19 protein-coding genes are annotated in these 17,097 nt (G+C 48.2%); 8 read left to right on the forward strand and 11 right to left on the reverse strand.

Annotated elements, in window-relative coordinates:
* Positions 1-2 precede the first annotated feature (2 nt).
* Both trpA and N2K84_RS03040 read left to right on the forward strand, forming a co-directional pair.
* Positions 3-785, forward strand: coding sequence for a tryptophan synthase subunit alpha (gene trpA / locus N2K84_RS03035; RefSeq protein WP_282590296.1), 783 nt, complete (start codon positions 3-5; stop codon positions 783-785).
* Between the two features lie 212 nt (positions 786-997).
* Positions 998-1,189: a hypothetical protein gene (locus N2K84_RS03040; RefSeq protein ID WP_282590297.1), complete on the forward strand. Its 192-nt coding sequence runs from the start codon at positions 998-1,000 to the stop codon at positions 1,187-1,189.
* A 64-nt stretch (positions 1,190-1,253) separates the two neighbouring features.
* On the opposite strand, the gene N2K84_RS03045 is transcribed toward N2K84_RS03040, so the two are convergent.
* The 6 genes from N2K84_RS03045 to N2K84_RS03070 form a co-directional block, all read right to left on the reverse strand.
* Complete coding sequence (locus N2K84_RS03045) at positions 1,254-1,439, reverse strand: hypothetical protein (protein WP_282590298.1); 186 nt, start codon at positions 1,437-1,439, stop codon at positions 1,254-1,256.
* A complete protein-coding gene (locus N2K84_RS03050) occupies positions 1,429-2,262 on the reverse strand; it encodes a metal ABC transporter permease (protein WP_282590299.1) in 834 nt (277 codons plus the stop codon). Before N2K84_RS03050 ends, N2K84_RS03045 begins: the two co-directional genes overlap by 11 nt.
* Positions 2,246-3,013 carry a metal ABC transporter ATP-binding protein gene (locus N2K84_RS03055; RefSeq protein ID WP_282590300.1) on the reverse strand — a complete coding sequence of 256 codons (768 nt, stop codon included), beginning with the start codon at positions 3,011-3,013 and terminating at the stop codon, positions 2,246-2,248. Before N2K84_RS03055 ends, N2K84_RS03050 begins: the two co-directional genes overlap by 17 nt.
* Positions 3,010-3,873 carry a metal ABC transporter solute-binding protein, Zn/Mn family gene (locus tag N2K84_RS03060; protein ID WP_282590301.1) on the reverse strand — a complete coding sequence of 288 codons (864 nt, stop codon included), beginning with the start codon at positions 3,871-3,873 and terminating at the stop codon, positions 3,010-3,012. Before N2K84_RS03060 ends, N2K84_RS03055 begins: the two co-directional genes overlap by 4 nt.
* Before the next feature lie 185 nt (positions 3,874-4,058).
* A complete protein-coding gene (gene yidD / locus N2K84_RS03065) occupies positions 4,059-4,343 on the reverse strand; it encodes a membrane protein insertion efficiency factor YidD (protein ID WP_282590302.1) in 285 nt (94 codons plus the stop codon).
* Positions 4,344-4,444: 101 nt separating this feature from the next.
* Positions 4,445-4,753: a hypothetical protein gene (locus N2K84_RS03070; protein ID WP_282590303.1), complete on the reverse strand. Its 309-nt coding sequence runs from the start codon at positions 4,751-4,753 to the stop codon at positions 4,445-4,447.
* A gap of 71 nt (positions 4,754-4,824) precedes the next feature.
* Here N2K84_RS03070 and N2K84_RS03075 point away from each other — a divergent pair, with 71 nt between their 5' ends.
* The 3 genes from N2K84_RS03075 (at position 4,825) to N2K84_RS03085 (ending at position 7,222) form a co-directional block, all read left to right on the forward strand.
* Entirely contained in the window at positions 4,825-5,505 is a 681-nt protein-coding gene (locus tag N2K84_RS03075; protein WP_282590304.1) for a ferredoxin--NADP reductase, read from the forward strand.
* A 20-nt stretch (positions 5,506-5,525) separates the two neighbouring features.
* On the forward strand, positions 5,526-6,551 hold the full coding sequence (gene rlmN / locus N2K84_RS03080) for a dual-specificity RNA methyltransferase RlmN (RefSeq protein WP_282590305.1): 1,026 nt from the start codon (positions 5,526-5,528) through the stop codon (positions 6,549-6,551).
* A 170-nt stretch (positions 6,552-6,721) separates the two neighbouring features.
* A complete protein-coding gene (locus N2K84_RS03085) occupies positions 6,722-7,222 on the forward strand; it encodes a hypothetical protein (RefSeq protein WP_282590306.1) in 501 nt (166 codons plus the stop codon).
* A 72-nt stretch (positions 7,223-7,294) separates the two neighbouring features.
* On the opposite strand, the gene N2K84_RS03090 is transcribed toward N2K84_RS03085, so the two are convergent.
* The 5 genes from N2K84_RS03090 to N2K84_RS03110 all read right to left on the reverse strand — a co-directional run bounded on the left by N2K84_RS03090 (position 7,295) and on the right by N2K84_RS03110 (position 14,537).
* Positions 7,295-7,768 carry a hypothetical protein gene (locus N2K84_RS03090; protein ID WP_282590307.1) on the reverse strand — a complete coding sequence of 158 codons (474 nt, stop codon included), beginning with the start codon at positions 7,766-7,768 and terminating at the stop codon, positions 7,295-7,297.
* Positions 7,769-8,217: 449 nt separating this feature from the next.
* Positions 8,218-9,603, reverse strand: a complete 1,386-nt coding sequence (locus tag N2K84_RS03095; protein ID WP_282590308.1) for a TolC family protein — start codon at positions 9,601-9,603, stop codon at positions 8,218-8,220.
* Between the two features lie 28 nt (positions 9,604-9,631).
* The gene (locus N2K84_RS03100) at positions 9,632-12,781 is read right to left on the reverse strand and encodes an efflux RND transporter permease subunit (protein WP_282590309.1); all 3,150 of its coding nucleotides are present in this window, start codon (positions 12,779-12,781) and stop codon (positions 9,632-9,634) included.
* A 14-nt stretch (positions 12,782-12,795) separates the two neighbouring features.
* The gene (locus N2K84_RS03105) at positions 12,796-13,974 is read right to left on the reverse strand and encodes an efflux RND transporter periplasmic adaptor subunit (RefSeq protein WP_282590310.1); all 1,179 of its coding nucleotides are present in this window, start codon (positions 13,972-13,974) and stop codon (positions 12,796-12,798) included.
* 83 nt (positions 13,975-14,057) lie between these two features.
* On the reverse strand, positions 14,058-14,537 hold the full coding sequence (locus N2K84_RS03110; protein ID WP_282590311.1) for a MarR family winged helix-turn-helix transcriptional regulator: 480 nt from the start codon (positions 14,535-14,537) through the stop codon (positions 14,058-14,060).
* Between the two features lie 975 nt (positions 14,538-15,512).
* Between N2K84_RS03110 and nifH the strand changes: the two genes are divergently transcribed.
* The 3 genes from nifH to N2K84_RS03125 are packed head-to-tail and all read left to right on the forward strand — an operon-like array spanning position 15,513 to position 17,096.
* Positions 15,513-16,337 (forward strand): nitrogenase iron protein, encoded by an 825-nt coding sequence (nifH, locus tag N2K84_RS03115; protein ID WP_282590312.1) that lies wholly within the window; start codon positions 15,513-15,515, stop codon positions 16,335-16,337.
* A 39-nt stretch (positions 16,338-16,376) separates the two neighbouring features.
* Positions 16,377-16,703 carry a P-II family nitrogen regulator gene (locus N2K84_RS03120; RefSeq protein ID WP_282590313.1) on the forward strand — a complete coding sequence of 109 codons (327 nt, stop codon included), beginning with the start codon at positions 16,377-16,379 and terminating at the stop codon, positions 16,701-16,703.
* A gap of 18 nt (positions 16,704-16,721) precedes the next feature.
* A complete protein-coding gene (locus N2K84_RS03125; protein ID WP_282590314.1) occupies positions 16,722-17,096 on the forward strand; it encodes a P-II family nitrogen regulator in 375 nt (124 codons plus the stop codon).
* The last annotated feature ends 1 nt before the right edge of the window (position 17,097 follow it).

Consider the following 17,097-nt stretch of genomic DNA (forward strand, 5'->3'; position numbering starts at 1 on the left):
TCATGCAAAACAGAATCAACCAACTTTTTCAGGATAAAAAAGAGAACATCTTGTCGGTATATTTTACGGCGGGCTATCCGAAACTGGACGACACCGTTACCATCATCGAGAATCTGGTGGAAAATGGTGTTGACCTGATTGAAATCGGTATGCCGTTTTCCGATCCGGTAGCCGATGGACCGGTTATCCAGCACAGCAGCCTGGTAGCGTTACACAATGGGATGACCATCAAAAAACTGTTTGAGCAATTGAAAGATATTCGGGACAAAGTGAACATTCCGCTGATTTTGATGGGCTATCTCAACCCGGTAGTGCAGTTTGGCGTCGAAAATTTTTGTCAGAAGTGTGCCGAAGTTGGCATCGATGGGCTCATCCTACCTGATCTTCCTTTAAACGAATATCAGGAAGAATATCAGCCGCTTTTCGAAAAGTACAATTTGCACAATATCCTGCTGATTACGCCACAAACCTCCGAAATGCGGCTTCGTCAGATTGATGAGGCTTCAAGCGGGTTTATTTACATGGTTTCCAGTTCCTCCACCACGGGGGTGAAAAACAATGTTTCAGATTTTCACCAGGATTATTTTGAACGGATCCGGCAGATGGAACTGAAGAATCCCAGACTGATTGGCTTTGGCATTTCGAATCGGGAGACTTTTGAAAATGCCTGCAAATACGCGCAGGGGGCTATCATTGGCAGCGCCTTTGTGAAGGCGCTTGATGGTGAGCTAACATTGGAAGAAAAGATTTCAAATTTTGTTAAGAGTATTGTAAGAACGGCTTAAATAAAGAACGCTTACTTTGGGCGGGTTTTAAAAAGGCGGATGTTTTACAACAAGGCAATTTCTTATTTGAAAGATATTGTTGAACGCCAAATTCTTATTGACCATTTGTGTTGGAAAAGTAAATCAATTAGTGCAGTACCTATTTTTCAGCATAAGAAAATAGGAACAAACTCATTAAATTTATACAAGTAACAACCAAAACAACCAGAGCCATGATAGAGTACGCAAAAGTAATCTTACCCAAAGTAAGTTTTAGCCGTGAGTTGTTTCGCAAAGAGTTGACCAAGAGCATGAATTGGGTAGAACCTGGCCAGCTCGAAGAGTTGATCAAATGGTGCAACGAAAATTTCGGGGAAATGTATCCCGATATCCTCCACGAGGTTTTTTCACACAATGCAGCATAGTTCTTTAAATGAAGGCTCCGGAAACGGGGCCTTTCGTTTTTGTAATTTCTACGGGAAGGATAGTCTATTCCGGCTTATTTTTTCCAATTGACTTTTTCATGGGTTTTACCACAATTTCACCGCGACAATTCGGACAAAGGTATATTTCGCAGCCAGTGCAGGCAAAACAATTACCACAGTCGCGTTGCAGGCTGTCTTTGTCGAATGATTGTCCGCAATTGGGACAGGTCAGTATTTTTCTATCGTCCATTTTTTAACCATTTTTTTCGCAAGAAGACAAACCACTTCATCAGGCCAAAAAGTACCACCAAAGTAAAAATGATGGATGCACCCGACGGGATATCCGCGAAAAAGGAAACCAGCAGTCCGGTAAGTGAGCCGATAAAAGCAAATGCCACCGAAAGTGGCATCATACGTTTGAAATCGTTGGTAAACAGATTGGCCGTGGCTTGGGGCAGGGTGAGCAGCGACATGATGAGGATAATCCCCACCACCCGGATGTTGAGCACAATGGTAATGGCAATCAGGCTGATCAGCAGGTAATTGATCAGGTTGACGGGGAGCCCGGTTGTTTTGGCAAATTCTTCGTCGAACGCCACGTATAAAATCACCCGGTACATCAGCGCAAAAAAGCCGATCAGCAAGGCGGAAAGCGCAGCCATCAGCCAGATTTCGGTAGTCGATACGGTGAGGATGCTGCCAAAAAGGTAGCTCATCAGGTTTGGGGCGTACCCTGGCGAAAGATAAATAAAGATGATACCAATAGCCATGCCAAGCGACCACCAAATGGCGATGGACGAATCTTCACGCAGTTTCCCTTTCTGAGTGAAAAACTGGATGCCCAAGCCGGAGAATACGGCAAAAACAGCAGCTCCGAGCAAGGGGTTCAGCCCTAAGAAGTAGCCGATGCCGATGCCGCCAAACGAAGCATGCGTGATGCCTCCACTGATAAAAACAATACGCCGTGATACGATGTAGGTGCCAACGATGCCGCAGGTGATGGCCGCAAACAGCGAGGCCCAGAATGCGTTAGCAAAGAAATCGTATGAAAACAGGTCAATGATTGTGCCCATGTTGCTCGTCATTTTCGTGCAAACTTAAAACAGTATGCGGGATTGGCCCGTGCGTGATAATCTGCAGCGGACAATTATATGAAGCAAGTTGTGTTGTGCTGATAATATTGCTTGGATGATAGTGCAAATGCGTATTTACACAGGCGATGGTTTTCACGTAATATGAAATGGTTCCCACATCGTGCGACACCAGCACAATGGCCATGCGTTTGTTCAACTCTCTCAGCTTTTCGTACAGTTCGCTTTCAAAGTGGTTGTCCACAAACGTATCCGGTTCGTCAAGGATCAGTAGCTCCGGATTGTTCATCAGCGACCGGCAAAGAAATACACGTTGCATTTGTCCGCCCGATAGTTCGCCAATGGCTTTGTTCCGAAGGTGCAATACACCCATTTCCTGTAACAGGTTTTCGGCATGGGTGGTCTCTTCCTGGTTTTTCCTGAACAGGTTGAACGGATGTTTCTCTGTTTTTCCGGAACGCACAACGTCAATTACCTTAATGGGGAAGCGCTTGTCTATTTGGTTGATTTGCGGCAAGTAACCGATTTTGGTTGCCGGTATGTGAAAAATGATTTCACCACGCTCGGGCTTTACAAGTCCGAGTAAGGCTTTGATCAGTGTGGTTTTGCCGCCTCCGTTGGGGCCAATCACACCGAGAAAATCGTTTCGCGAAATAGTGAGCGCCACATTTTCCAGCACCCGTTCCTCGTCGTAACTGACGTTCAGGTTTTTTATTTCGACCAGTTTTGTCATGGTTTTGTGGCCTGGGTGATTTTGTTTGCAATCTCACGTAATTGTTGGTCCCAAGCCTCATTCAGCGGATCAACCTGGACTACCTCGCCGCCAATTTCACGGGCCAGCTGCCGTGTATTGTCAGCGTTTGATTCTTTCTGAATAAAGATTACCCGGATGTTTTCGGCTTTCGCAAGTTCAACCAGCGAGCGCAAATGGCTGGGCGAAGGTTCTTTGCCGTCAACTTCCAAGGCAATTTGCTCCAGCCCGTAATCGCGGGCCAGGTAAGTGAGAGCGGGGTGGAAAATCAGGAATTTTTTGCCGGGTAATTGGTCAAACTTGCTTTTCAATTCAGTGTCCAACTCATCAATTTCGTGTTGAAAGCGGTTGTGATTGGCTTCTAACAGATCTTTCTGTTCCGGGAAAAGGTTAACGAGGGCCAGGTAAGTCTCGGCAACAATTTTGCGGACCTCGCCCGGCGACACCCAGATGTGCGGATCGATACCGTGCAAGTGCACATGATCGCCATGCACTTCTTCCTCGCCGGCAATCCAATCGGCCTGCACCGAAGTGTTCACGATTTTCAGCCCCGGCGATGATTGCTGGATTTTTTCAACCCAGCCTTCCTCGAAGCCGATTTTCCCAATGCGCAGCCATAGTTTGGCAGCCGCCAGGTCTTTCATTTGTGAAGGCATTAGTGAATATAATTCAGGACTGGCGCCCGGCGGTACCAGTACCCTCACTTCGGCCAGGTTGCCTGCAATTTTTTCCACAAAAAACTTTTGCGGAAGAATACTTACAGCCACAATTGGCTTGTCGGTGGTTGGGGGTGTGGTACAACCAAAGCCGAGTATCAGTATAAAAAGGATTATTTTTCTCATGTATCTAATAAATTTTTCGATCTGGTTATTCAAAGATAATAAACTTCATTTCCCCTTCAAGTAACCAAAAATTGATTTGTTTGTTGAATGCCAAGCTGAATATTCCTGCATGGCGATTGTGAAGTGTCAGATACTGATTGGGAAACCGAATAAAATTTCCAGTATTGGCACAAGCTGGCTAGACCTCATTTTTTTAGCTTGAGTTTTTTTACCCTGATTTGACCCTTGGGCGGGACCGGGTCGTAACCATGTGTGCCCCAGGGGTGGCAATGCAGGATGCGGCGGGTGGCCATCCATAATCCTTTAAACGGGCCGTGAATTTTCAGCGCTTCGATGGCGTATTGTGAGCAAGTGGGCACATGGCGGCATGATGCAGGCAAAATGGGAGAAATAGCGTATTTGTAGAAATATACCGGGAGAATCAGCAGCCAGCTCAGACCCTTCATAACAAAATTAACGATGCAGCGCATATGCCTGATTTTAATACCGGCAAAGGTAGAAAAAATTGACGGGCTTTTTGAAAATGCGGGCAGGAACATGAGAAAGGTTCAGTTGCAGGCCGGGACAACGGCTACCATTTTTTGTTTGCTTCGTAAGTCTCCCAGTCGGCAGTTTCCCATTGCGGGGCATTACCATCTTCGTCGAAAAAATAACAATATCGGCACGACCAATGTCCGCAGTAAAGATCGTAATATTTTTTGCCGGCATATTCGGTGATGGTTACGTCACAGATTTCACAAATATTCATATTCGAAACGGAGATCACTTCCTCAATTTTTTCCTGCATCCAGCCGGGAAGCCGTTCGGGCGTTTCTTCGTCTTTATTACACGAAGACAAAACAGAAACCACCAGCAGGATATTGAAAAACAGGCGTTTCATTGTTTTTTTCTTTAGTTGATGAAAACCAAACGGTTTTGGTTGCGTTTTATGGGACAAACAAAAGTAACAAAATGGCCAAAGCCGAAGAGTATGTAAAAGCTGAACGTGAGCTTTTTGAAGAGACCATTGTAAACAACGTGGAAATTTCGCCGGGAGTTTTTTTGCTATCAGTGAAAAGAAGGTTCGATTTTTTACCGGGGCAGGTGGTCAAGCTAGCGGTTGACCGGGTGCAGCCGCCGCGCATTTACAGTATTTGCAGCGGCAACCACGAGCAGGAACTGCGTATTCTTTTCAATATAAAAGAAGGTGGCTACCTGACCCCCAAACTGGCAGCGCTAATTCCGGGTGACAAAGTGCTGGTTTCGCAACCTTACGGAGGTTTTGCAGGCAGTGCAAAATCTGCTTGGTGGATTGCTACCGGGACCGGTATTGCCCCGTTTTACAGCATGTTTCAGTCGGGTTTGGCCGATAACAAAGTGTTGGTGCACGGTGCGAGTTACCTCAACCAGTTTTATTTTGAAGATGAACTGGACTGGGCTATGGGCAAAAACTACCGGCGTTGCTGTTCGCGCGAGCAATCTTGTGATGTGTTTCACGGGCGGGTGACCGATTATTTGCGGACTGTGGAAAACCTTCCGGCGGATGTGGAATATTACTTGTGCGGCAAGGCGCTGATGGTGGTCGAGGTGCGCGATTTGTTGATTTCGCGGGGTATTCCGTACGAAAACATCATTGCCGAAATTTATTTCTAATTTTGCCCAAAATTTATGTGATGGAGAAAGAGGCTTTATTTGGAAAAACGCTGGAAGAACTGCAACAGGTATGTGTAGAATTAGGGCTGCCTAAATTCACGGCCAACCAGTTGACCGACTGGCTGTATAAGAAACCGGTTTCGTCGATTGACGAAATGACCAACCTATCCAAAAAAGCCCGGGAATTGCTGAGTGAGAAATACACTTTCGGATTGATTGACCCCACGCGGGTGCAGGAAAGCCGGGACGGGACGAAAAAATATCTGTTTCCCACCATTCACGGTAAATATATCGAAACGGCGATGATTCCGGACAAGGACCGCAAGACGGTTTGTGTGTCGTCGCAAGTGGGCTGCAAAATGGGCTGCCTCTTTTGCATGACCGGAAAGCAAGGTTTTCAGGGGCAGCTGACTGCAGGTGAAATTGTTAATCAAATCCGCAGCATTCCGGAGTGGGAAGAAGTTTCGAACATTGTGTACATGGGGATGGGCGAGCCGTTTGACAACCTGGATGAAGTGCTGAAAAGCACGCAAATCCTCACCAGCGAGTGGGGCTTTGCCATGAGCCCGCGCCGAATCACGGTTTCGTCCATCGGCATTGTTCCCGGACTGGTGCGTTTCCTGAATGAAAGTGATTGTCACCTGGCGATCAGTTTGCACACGCCCTTCCACGATGAACGCCAAAAGCTGATGCCGGTTGAAATTGCTTATCCGCTGGAAGAAGTGCTGCGCGAAATCCGCAATTGGGACTTTGGCCGCCAGCGCCGGGTGTCGTTCGAATACATTGTTTTTCATGGACTGAACGATACGCCTGCCCATGTAAAAGAAATGGCCCGTGTACTGGATGGCATTAAATGCCGCATCAACCTGATCCGTTTTCACCCGATACCGGATACTCCGCTGAAAGGGACGGATGAGGCAACCTTGCAGGAGTTTAAAGACGCCTTGGAGCGGAAAGGCATTACCACCACCATCCGAGCCTCGCGCGGACAGGATATTTATGCAGCTTGCGGGCTGCTTTCTACCAAAACGTTGATGAAGAATTAGGCCAAAAAGAATTCTCATTCATTTGCGATACGTGAAGCCGGTAACTGCTTCCCTGTTTTTTTATTACTTGCGCAACAATTATTAACATTTTTTAGATCGGTGGCTTGGTGAAATGTCGCGCAATTGTGTCCCAAATTTTTTAACTTGCTTGTCCGTTGAAAAAAGGACAAATGGAAAAACTGGTTTGGTCAAAAGGCATTTTTAAGAACAAGTTGTTTATTACCCGTAATAGCGAACAAATTGGGTCGATCGACTGGAACAATGTATTTAGCTCAAATGCACTGGCTATACTGAACGGTCGTCGTTTTATCCTGAATCGTGACTTCTTCCTTTCACGGCTTGAAATTCAGGATGCCAACAACCAAGCTTCGTTGGGCACCATCATGATCAATTTGGTTAATCCGCGAAGTGATTTGATCATCAATGGTAAACGGTTTGAGTTGGAGATTAAAAACTTTTGGCAATCGCGCTGGGCCTGGAAGTTTAACGGGCAGGAGATCATCATTTTCCAGAGTAACGAATTGTTGTCAAAAGATAAAGGTAGCATTGAAATTTACACCGCCGACACCGAAGAAGTGGAAGTACTGATCCTGTTGGGCTTGTTTGTGCGAAACCAGTTGGTGCTGTTCATGCTGTTCTTGTTGCTTATTTTATTGGTTATCATTATCTGACAAGCCTTCCGGAAATGAAAAACCGCCCCGGAAAACCGGGACGGCCTGTCAGAATTGATGCTTATCTAAAAATTAGTTTAGGATGCTTTGGTATTCTCCATTGATTAACTCCGGCAAATAGCTGGCGATCATTTCCAATACCTGTTCCCTGGCAACTTTGCTTCCGCTGATTATTTTTTGATTATTCAGTCCGTTGGAGTTCAGTACCTTCATGTTCAGGTCGGCAGGAACTTGTTGTTCCGATAATTTCAGCGGTTTCACACCGAATCCGCGATCCGAATTGACATACTTCACTTCAAAATAACTGGTGCGAACGATGTACTCCTCACCGGTCTTGGTTTCTTTATAGAGTACTTGTACCGGGCGTGAAGATTCGCCGTAGGTAATGTTCCAACTTTGCTGAAACTCGACTCCGGGCACAAAATCAACTTTGGGGGAAATTTTATAATCATCAACAAAGGCTCCGCCCTGGTGGGCAAAAACGCTTGACGAAATAGCAATTAATGCAATGAATAATAAGCTGACAATACGTTGTTTTCTGTTCATAACATTTGAATTTTTAGCGTTACATAATCGATAACGGCAGCAAATGTAGAAACAGAAATGACACGGCAAGCTGATAAAACGCAGTTTTTTCTTTTGTTAAAAAAGTCTTACTTTCAAATTGAAAGTTAAAATTGATTTTGGTTTGATAAAATCAACTTGTTATCGAGTAATATCCATTAAAATAGACTTGAAATTGAGTTTGGCTTATGATTTGAAAGTGATATATTCTACAGCATAAAGTCAAATTTTAATATCTTGTATGGCGTGAAAATAAAATAGTTAGCGGTGTGTTTTCTTGTTTTATTTATCAAGTTTAAGGCTGTTTTGGAATATATTGTCTTTAAAATAGGCAAGATGGCTTTTAAATTGAAACTTAGTTGTAAAAATAGGAGGCTGACAATATTGGCAGCCTCCAAACAAAAGCATCACTCGTTAAAATTAGAAAGCGACTATCTCCATCCGCCACCGAGCGCCCGGTAAAGCGATACCGTGGCATTTAGTTGTTGCAGCTGGTCGTTCACCTGGCCCAGTTGCGCAGCCAGTAAACTTTGCTGCGCATTCAGCACCTCGGTATAAGTGGCCGAACCGTAGTTCAGGAGTTCGCGGGTATATTCAACCGACTTTTCCAGTGCGGTAAGCTGCTGGCTGCGTAAGCTGGCCTTTGTGCTGGCTGCCTGATAGTTTCCCATGGCGTTGTTTACTTCCTGTCCGGCGTTCAGCAAAGCATTCCTCAGGCTTAAAAGGGCCTGCTCTTGTTGAGCTTTGGCAACGCGAAGGCGGGTAACGTTTGCCCGTTTGTTAAACAAGGGGGCAGTCAGTCCTCCTGCTACATTTGCTGCAAACGAAACCGGATCAAGCAACTCGTCCAATTCGGTGGCGGCAAATCCGGTTGATGCATTCAGGGTCAGGCTGGGATAAAAATATGCGCGGGCACTGTTGGTCATTTCAAAGGCGCTAACAACGGCATATTCGGCCTGCATCACGTCAGGGCGGTTATCCAGTAGTTGGGCCGGAATTCCGGTTTGCAGCGGTTGTTGGATGGATTGACCGGCCAGTGTGCTGCGCTCCAAATTGCCCGGATTACGCCCCAGCAACAGACAGAGGTTATTGCCGGTTTCGCGCACCTGCTGTTCCAGGTCGGGGATGGTCACCTCGGCTGCAAAGCGGGCCGCTTCGCTTTGTACAATGGCGGCGCCGGTCACCCTTCCGCTTTCTTTCAGCACCTTCATGGTTTCAACCAAGTCGATGTTGTTTTTCACGGTTTGACGGGTGATGGCCAGTTTGGCATCCAACGCCATCAGGGAGTAATAGGTTGACGCAATATTTGCGATCAATCGGGTTTCAACAGCTTTCCGGCCGGCATCGCTGGCCAGCAAGTTGGCATAAGCTGCCCGTTTCGAGCTGCTGAGCTTTCCCCAGATGTCAACTTCCCAGCTGGCTTCCAGTCCCAATTGATGGCTGTTTACTTCGCGCGGGCCATCGGGATAAACCGATTCGGGGTTGCGCGTGTAAACACTGGTACCGATGGCATTGATACCCGGTAAAAGGCTTGCCCTGCTTTGTGCCAGATAGGCTTCGGCTTCGGCAACGCGCTGAACGGCAATTTGAAGGTCCAGGTTATTGTCAAGCCCTTCGCGGATGTAATCCAGCAGCAGCGGATCGGTAAACATTTCCTGCCAGGGGAGGTCGGCCAGGGTGGACGAATCGGTTGCTGCCGTACCAAAAAGCTCTTGTGTATCAATGGTATCGCGCTGAAAGTGCTGCGGTGTGCTGCACGAAACCAGTAGCAACAGACTGATGGCAGGTAAAATATATTTCAATGAAATTGTTCTCATAATTTGTTCTGATTTTTTTCAGGATTCATTATTCCAGGGTGTTCATTTCCGAAATATCTTCTATTTCAGGTTTCTTTACCCTTTCCTGGAGGGTTTGGAAAATCATATACATGGTTGGGATGACCAGGATGCCAATGAGCGTTCCCACGAGCATGCCGCCAACAGCGCCAACGCCGATCGAGCGGTTGCCGTTTGCACCCACGCCGCCGCCAATCACCAACGGGATCAGCCCAAAAATAAAGGCGAAAGAGGTCATCAAAATAGGTCGTAAACGGGCGGTGGCACCTTCGATGGCCGATTGCAGAATGGTCATTCCGGCGTGGCGCCGCTGAAGAGCAAACTCCACAATCAGGATGGCGTTTTTCGCCAGCAAGCCAATAAGCATGATGAGGGAAATTTGCAAGTAAATGTTGTTTTCAACCCCCATCAGGCGGGCAAAAATGAATGAGCCTGCCACTCCGATTGGCATCGACAGAAGAATTGAAAGCGGCAGGATAAAGCTCTCGTACTGCGCGGCCAGCAGAAAATAGACGAAAATAATACTCAGGGCAAAAATCAGAATCGACTGGTTGCCCGAAGCCATCTCTTCGCGGGTCAATCCCGAAAATTCGTATCCGTAACCGGGGGGCAGCGTTTGGTCGGCAACTTCCTTCACCGCGTTGATGGCATCGCCGGAACTGTAACCAAAGTTGGGCGCACCGTTCACCGAGATAGAAGTGTACATGTTGAAGCGGGTGATATTTTCCGGCCCGTAAACCCGTTTCGTGCTGATGAACTGGGTGATGGGCGCCATTTGTCCGTCGGAGGTACGAATGTACATGTTGTTCAGGTCTTCAGGGTTGCCGCGGTAAGCCGGATCGGCCTGTACCATGATGCGGTATTGCTTGCCAAAACGGTTGAAGTCGGATGCATAGTAACCGCCAACGTACCCCTGCAGGGCCGATAGCACCGAGCTGACCGTAATGCCCGATTGCTTGCAGCGTGCTACGTTAACATCTACCTGGTATTGCGGGAAATTGGTGTTGAACGAAGTCATCGCGTACTGGAATTCCGGGCGCTGGTTGAGCGCTCCCAGAAACTGGCCGGCGATCTGTTCAAACTTCTTGATGTCGCCCCCGGTTTTGTCTTCCAGCTTGAGCTCGATACCTCCGGAGATACTGAAGCCCGGAACCATTGGGGGTGAAAAGATGATGATTTTCGCGTCTTTTATTTGTGAGGTGGCGCCATACAGTTTCTTGATCACACTATTCAGATCCTGGCCTTCCCCTTTCCGTTCTTTAAACGGCTGCAGGCTGCAAATAATCATTCCGTAAGAACTTCCTTGTCCACTGATTAGCGAACTTCCGACAATCATCGACCGTCCTTCAATTTCGGGAGTGTTGGCCAGTATTTGATCTACTTCCGAAACTACTTTACGGGTTTGTTCCATCGAGGTAGCTGGTGGCAGACTGATGTCGATAAACATTCTTCCGGTATCTTCGGAAGGGACAAAACCGGTAGGCGTGGTTTTCATCAAAATAACCAATACGCCGGTAAAGACCACAATAAGCAGCGCAGCCACCCACTTTTTCACCATGAAAAAGTTGACGGTTTTTCGGTATTTCGATGTCATGGCATCAAAAGCCACGTTAAACGACGCATAAAACCGCTGCATCAGGCCTTTGTTGTGCAGCGAGCTTTCGCTGTGCGGTTTCAGAAAGATGGCACACAACGCCGGGCTTAAGGTCAACGCGTTTACCGCCGACAGCAAAATGGCCACGGCCAGTGTAATCCCGAACTGCTTGTAAAATACGCCGGTTGTTCCGGTGATGAACGTCACCGGGATAAACACGGCCGACATCACCAGGGTGATGGACACGATGGCCGTCGAAATTTCGTCCATTGCCGAAATGGCCGCCGACCGCGCATTTTTTGCGCCCTGGTCGAGCTTGGCATGTACCGCTTCCACCACCACAATGGCGTCGTCCACCACAATCCCGATGGCCAGCACCAGCGCAAAAAGGGTGAGCAGGTTGATGGTGAAGCCAAAAACATTCAAAAAGAAGAATGTACCGATAATGGCCACCGGCACGGAAATGGCCGGGATGAGGGTGGCCCGGAAATTCTGCAAAAAGACAAACACCACGATAAACACGAGGATGAACGCTTCGAGCAGGGTACTCAGCACTTTTTGGATGGAGCTGTCGAGGAACTCGTTGGCATCCATCAGGATGTGGTAGTTCACCCCTTCCGGGAACGACTGGGCAACTTCGTCCAATACCTTTTTGGCTTCAACAATTACCTCGCGGGCATTCGATCCCGGCGATTGGAAAACAGCCATCGTGATTCCCGGTTTGTTCATGGTTGCGGTGTTGATGGAGTAACTGAGCGCACCCAGCTCAATCTCGGCCACATCGCTCAATCGCAGCAGGTTGCCTTTTTTATCGGCTTTGATGATGATGTCTTCAAACTCTTCGGGTTGGCTGAGTTTGCCTTTGTATTTGATGACATATTCAAACGACTGTTCGTTCAGTTCGCCGAAGCGGCCCGGGGCAGCTTCGAGGTTTTGCTCGTTCAGGGCGGCGATCACATCCGAGGGCATCAGGTTATAGGCGGCCATCACGTCGGGCTTCAGCCAAACACGCATGGAGTAGTCCTTGGCGCCGAAGACCATCGCTTCGCCCACGCCGTTTACCCGCTGAATGAGCGGCAGCAAGTTGATTTTGCTGTAGTTCTGGAGGAAAACCTCGTCGTATTCGCCTGTCGGGCTGTACAGCGAAAACACCATCAACATGCTGTTTTGCCGTTTGGCGGTAATTACCCCGGCGCGGGTCACTTCGGCCGGCAGCAAGCTGGTGGCCCGTGCCACGCGGTTTTGCACGTTCACAGCTGCCATGTCGGCATCCACTCCCTGCTTAAAATAAACCTCGATGGTCGCCGATCCGTTGTTGCTCGCGGTCGAGGTCATATAGGTCATGTCTTCCACCCCGTTAATTTGTTCTTCGAGCGGAATTACCACACTTTTCATCACCGTTTCGGCATTGGCCCCGGTGTAGTTGGCCGACACCCGGATGGTGGGCGGCGCAATGTCGGGGTATTGCTCAATAGGAAGGCTCGCCAGTCCCAGCACCCCAAGAATGACAATTATAATAGAGATGACCGATGAGAGCACCGGTCTTTCAATAAATTTTCTGAACATGATTTCTGACGGATTTAGTTATTAACCTGGTTTCCTGCTGACGGGCCGGTTGCCGGGCTTCCGGCTTCCACCAGTTTGGGCTGAACAGGCATGTCGTTGCGCAAGGTGGCAATCCCTTCAACAACTACCTGGTCGCCTTCCTGTAAACCTCCGGTGACTACATAAATGTCTTTCAGGTTGCCCGACAACACTTCGATGGGGGTACTGCGGACCTTGTTTTCGGCGCCTACCACATACACGAAGTGCTTGTTTTGCAGTTCGAAGGTAGCTTGTTGCGGCACAACCAGGGCCGCGTCGATTTGTTGCGGGATGCGCACCGAGCCACTGCCGCCGCTGCGAAGCAAGCCTTCCGGGTTCGGAAAGGCAGCGCGTATATTCACCGATCCGGTTTGCTGGTCAACAATGCCGCTGGCAGTTTCCAGGTTTCCGCTTTGTCCGTAAACCGACTGGTCGGCCAGTAACAGTTGCACGGCTGGTATAACCGCCAGCTTTTCCTGAATTGTTTTCCCTTCCAGACTTTTGGTGAGCGCAAGAAATTCTTTTTCGTTCATGGCGAAGTAGGCATGCATCTCGCTGGTGTTCGATACGGTGGTGAGCGGTTGGGCAATGGCGCTGCTCACCAGGCTGCCCACACGGTACGGAAAGGTGCCGATCATCCCGTCGGTCGGGCTGGTGATCACCGTGTATTGCAGGTTGGCTTTGGCGTTTTCCAGGTTGGCTTTGGCCTGTGCCAGTTGGGCCTGACTGGCTTTCAGGTTCGATTCGGCTGATTCGAGTTCGAACTGGCTGATGATATCTTTCGCTACCAGGGGCTTGGTTTTATCCAGGTTGATTTGGGAAGCCACAACCTGGGCTTCGGCCACTTTTACCTGGGCTTCGGCCGAGCGTACGCTGGCCTGAAGATCGTTGGCGTTGAGACGGAAGAGCACCTGTCCTTTACGAACAAACGCGCCTTCGTCCACCAGGATTTCATCGATGTATCCGGCTACCCTGGGCCTGATTTCCACGGTTTGCTTCCCTTGCAGGGTTGCCGGATAATCTTTGGTTAAGGTGATGGTCTGCGGCTTTACGGCCATAACCTGATATTCCCGTACCTGTCCCGCCATTCCCGGCTGTCCGCCTTGCGGTTGGGTGGTACATGCGGCGGCTACCCCGATCAGCAGCCCCAAACTCAGTTTCTGTAATTGTTTCATGGTCTTCCTATATTTCATTGTATTGTTTGTGTGATGTTTACTTCGAAATTGGCCCTCCTGTGAGGTGAATATACATTGCCACTCTACTCATTTTGTGTATTTGGTTGTTTAAAGCAACTATGTCCGTCATCTTCATTGAAACCGCCGTTTTGCTGGATTTTCAGCATGACGTTTTCAAAAACCGCTAGATCATCCGTGCTGATACCTGCCAGCAGTTCCTCGGAAAGTTGCTTGCCAAGGTCAATGGCCTGTTGCAGGGTGTCCGAGCCTTTTTGGGTGAGGATCAGGTTTTTTTTGCGTTTATCGTCTTTGTCGGGCAAGCGCACCACATAGCGCTTTTCCAGTAAGGCGTTGATTTGGCGAAGAATAATCGACTTGTCCTTTTGCAGGTGGTGGGCCAAATCCTGCTGGGTGAGGTCATCGCGTGCGTTTAGGGTGAGCAGAATCAGAAACTGATCGATCCCCAGTTCAATCTGGCTTTCCTTTAATACCGAGTTTATCCGGTTGCGGTAAACCCGCATGGTTTGTCCCAGGATATAACCCAATGGTTTTTGCAATGTCATTCGTATGTCTCCTTTCGGGCGCAAATGTAATTTTAATTAGTTGATAAAGTCAACCAAATGGAGTTAAGGAAATGTTAATTGCAGTCGGAGGGGAATGGCCGGATGAATTCTTTCAGTTTTCTGCGGGCCATCTTCTAGGATTGAAAGCAAAGGCGGTCTGGGTGAAAATATCTTAAACTGACTCAGCATGATTGTTTTGTCCCAAATTGGTTTGAAAAGTGACTGTTTTAGGTTTCTAATGGTAATAATTGGTTTCGTTTGAGTTGCCAACGGCCATTTTGGCTTTGTTTTTATACTTTTTTGCTCGTTGAGGGCGCTAGTTATGCTGTTATCGAGGGGAATGAGCCTCCTAGAGAGGAGAATGAGTCTCCTAGAGAGGAGAATGACCTTCCTAGAGAGGAAAATGAGTTTCCTAGAGGAGGGAATGAGGTATCTAAGATGGAGAACACATTAACTAGCAACGGGAATGAGATAACCAGCATGGAGAGCAAGACAACTAAGCTGCCGGATGCCTAAACTAACGGGATTTTTATGATTTCGGAGGGATGGTATCTGTCTTCTTCCTGATGCTCTCCGGTCGTTTCTTCGTCCTGTGCCTGTGGCCCGCTAAACCGATAACAGGCAAATTAGCCCTGTCCATAATTTCCCTTTTCCCGGTCTGATTTTCCCGCCAGACCATTCCTACCAAAATGTAGGTTAAGCCAGTGTTAATACGGCTGTATCCCCTGTTTTTATTGAATTTATGCTGTTGAGCATAGCATGTATCGTTATAAGCTGGTTCCTACCAAAATGTAGGATTCTTAGCGTACCGGCAAACCGTGCCAAAAAAAACTAATGCGCCTGTAAGTGTATTGTTGTCAGTATTATAGACAGTTTATCATCGATCACCAATCATCATTCATCCATCTTTTGGCATCCTTCTCGCAAAGGGGGCAGCAAAGGAAAAAATTGTTGAACCCTCAAAAAATTGAAAAGATGAGAAAGATAGCTATTTATGGAAAAGGCGGTATCGGTAAATCAACTACAACACAAAATACCGTGGCCGGACTGGTTGAAGCCGGTAAAAATGTAAAAGTAGTGGGTTGCGACCCCAAAGCCGACTCGACCCGTTTGCTGCTGGGTGGCCTGGCCCAAAAAACGGTGTTGGATACCCTTCGTTCGGAAGGTGAAGATGTGGAGTTGGACGACATCGTGAAAGAAGGTTACGGCGGTGTGCGTTGTGTGGAGTCGGGTGGCCCGGAACCTGGCGTTGGTTGTGCCGGACGCGGTATCATCACCTCCATCAACCTGTTGGAACAATTGGGCGCCTGGGATGAAAAGTACAAAATCGACTATACCTTTTATGATGTATTGGGCGACGTGGTTTGCGGTGGTTTTGCCATGCCGATCCGCGAAGGAAAAGCCCAGGAGATTTACATCGTGGTATCGGGCGAGATGATGGCCATGTATGCCGCTAACAATATTTGCAAAGGAGTGAAGAAATATGCCGAAGCTGGTGGTGTCCGTCTGGGCGGCTTGATCTGTAACTCGCGTAACGTGGACAACGAACGTGAAATGATTGTGGAATTGGCCAGACAGCTTGGAACAAAGATGATCCACTTTGTGCCTCGCGATAACATGGTTCAGCGTGCTGAGATTAACCGGAAAACCGTGATCGAGTACGATCCGACCCATCCTCAGGCTGACGAGTACCGGGCCCTTGCCAAGGCCATCGACGAGAATGACACCTTCGTTATTCCAACCCCACTGGAAATCGAAACCCTGGAACAGCTGCTGATCGATTTCGGTATTGCCAACTAGCCCCAAGAATGTCAAACTAAATTAAAAGGAGAACACAACATGTTAATGATCAGAGCAATTATCCGTCCCGAGAAATCCAGTAAAGTACTAAAGGCGTTGTTTGAAGCCGGTTATGTGGCGGTTACCAAAATCCCCGTGGTAGGTCGCGGAAAACAGCGCGGTATCAAAATCGGCGATGTTACCTACGACGAGCTTCCCAAAGAGATGTTGATCATCGTGGTGAAAGACGAAGACAAAGACTTTGCCATCACCACCATCATGGAAGCTGCGCGCACCGAGCCAAACGGCGCCTTCGGCGATGGGAAAATATTTGTGACACCGGTTGACGAAGCTTATACCATCAGTCGCGGTACCAAAGAATTGTAACCTTAAAATTCCACGACTATGAAAATGATATTGGCAATTATCCGCATCGATAAGATGAACGAAACCAAAAGGGCACTGACCGAGGCCGGCATCAGCTCGATGACGGCCACCGGAAAAGTTTTCGGACGTGGCAAAGGCCTGTGGGACGCCAAAGTGCTGGAAGGCGTGAAAAACGACACCCCCGAGGCGCTGGCCCACCTGGGCAAAGAACCCCGGCTCCGCCCGCAACGTGTACTCAACATTGCCGTTCCCGACGAAGATGTGCAGACCGTGGTGGATACCATTATTGAAGTAAACCAAACCCCGGCTCCCGGCGATGGAAAAATATTCGTCCTGCCCCTGGCAGAGACCTATCGCGTACGGACCGGCGAAACGGGTGATTTAATCCTTTGAT

The organism is Gaoshiqia sediminis (assembly GCF_025907915.1).
Classification (GTDB): domain Bacteria; phylum Bacteroidota; class Bacteroidia; order Bacteroidales; family Prolixibacteraceae; genus Gaoshiqia; species Gaoshiqia sediminis.

What these genes read in the sequence shown, in the direction of transcription:
- trpA (WP_282590296.1), top strand. Translation starts at nt 3, where the DNA reads ATGCAAAACAGAATCAACCAACTTTTTCAGGATAAAAAAGAGAACATC.
- N2K84_RS03040 (WP_282590297.1), top strand. Translation starts at nt 998, where the DNA reads ATGATAGAGTACGCAAAAGTAATCTTACCCAAAGTAAGTTTTAGCCGT.
- N2K84_RS03045 (WP_282590298.1), bottom strand. Translation starts at nt 1,439, where the DNA reads ATGGACGATAGAAAAATACTGACCTGTCCCAATTGCGGACAATCATTC.
- N2K84_RS03050 (WP_282590299.1), bottom strand. Translation starts at nt 2,262, where the DNA reads ATGGGCACAATCATTGACCTGTTTTCATACGATTTCTTTGCTAACGCA.
- N2K84_RS03055 (WP_282590300.1), bottom strand. Translation starts at nt 3,013, where the DNA reads ATGACAAAACTGGTCGAAATAAAAAACCTGAACGTCAGTTACGACGAG.
- N2K84_RS03060 (WP_282590301.1), bottom strand. Translation starts at nt 3,873, where the DNA reads ATGAGAAAAATAATCCTTTTTATACTGATACTCGGCTTTGGTTGTACC.
- yidD (WP_282590302.1), bottom strand. Translation starts at nt 4,343, where the DNA reads ATGCGCTGCATCGTTAATTTTGTTATGAAGGGTCTGAGCTGGCTGCTG.
- N2K84_RS03070 (WP_282590303.1), bottom strand. Translation starts at nt 4,753, where the DNA reads ATGAAACGCCTGTTTTTCAATATCCTGCTGGTGGTTTCTGTTTTGTCT.
- N2K84_RS03075 (WP_282590304.1), top strand. Translation starts at nt 4,825, where the DNA reads ATGGCCAAAGCCGAAGAGTATGTAAAAGCTGAACGTGAGCTTTTTGAA.
- rlmN (WP_282590305.1), top strand. Translation starts at nt 5,526, where the DNA reads ATGGAGAAAGAGGCTTTATTTGGAAAAACGCTGGAAGAACTGCAACAG.
- N2K84_RS03085 (WP_282590306.1), top strand. Translation starts at nt 6,722, where the DNA reads ATGGAAAAACTGGTTTGGTCAAAAGGCATTTTTAAGAACAAGTTGTTT.
- N2K84_RS03090 (WP_282590307.1), bottom strand. Translation starts at nt 7,768, where the DNA reads ATGAACAGAAAACAACGTATTGTCAGCTTATTATTCATTGCATTAATT.
- N2K84_RS03095 (WP_282590308.1), bottom strand. Translation starts at nt 9,603, where the DNA reads ATGAGAACAATTTCATTGAAATATATTTTACCTGCCATCAGTCTGTTG.
- N2K84_RS03100 (WP_282590309.1), bottom strand. Translation starts at nt 12,781, where the DNA reads ATGTTCAGAAAATTTATTGAAAGACCGGTGCTCTCATCGGTCATCTCT.
- N2K84_RS03105 (WP_282590310.1), bottom strand. Translation starts at nt 13,974, where the DNA reads ATGAAACAATTACAGAAACTGAGTTTGGGGCTGCTGATCGGGGTAGCC.
- N2K84_RS03110 (WP_282590311.1), bottom strand. Translation starts at nt 14,537, where the DNA reads ATGACATTGCAAAAACCATTGGGTTATATCCTGGGACAAACCATGCGG.
- nifH (WP_282590312.1), top strand. Translation starts at nt 15,513, where the DNA reads ATGAGAAAGATAGCTATTTATGGAAAAGGCGGTATCGGTAAATCAACT.
- N2K84_RS03120 (WP_282590313.1), top strand. Translation starts at nt 16,377, where the DNA reads ATGTTAATGATCAGAGCAATTATCCGTCCCGAGAAATCCAGTAAAGTA.
- N2K84_RS03125 (WP_282590314.1), top strand. Translation starts at nt 16,722, where the DNA reads ATGAAAATGATATTGGCAATTATCCGCATCGATAAGATGAACGAAACC.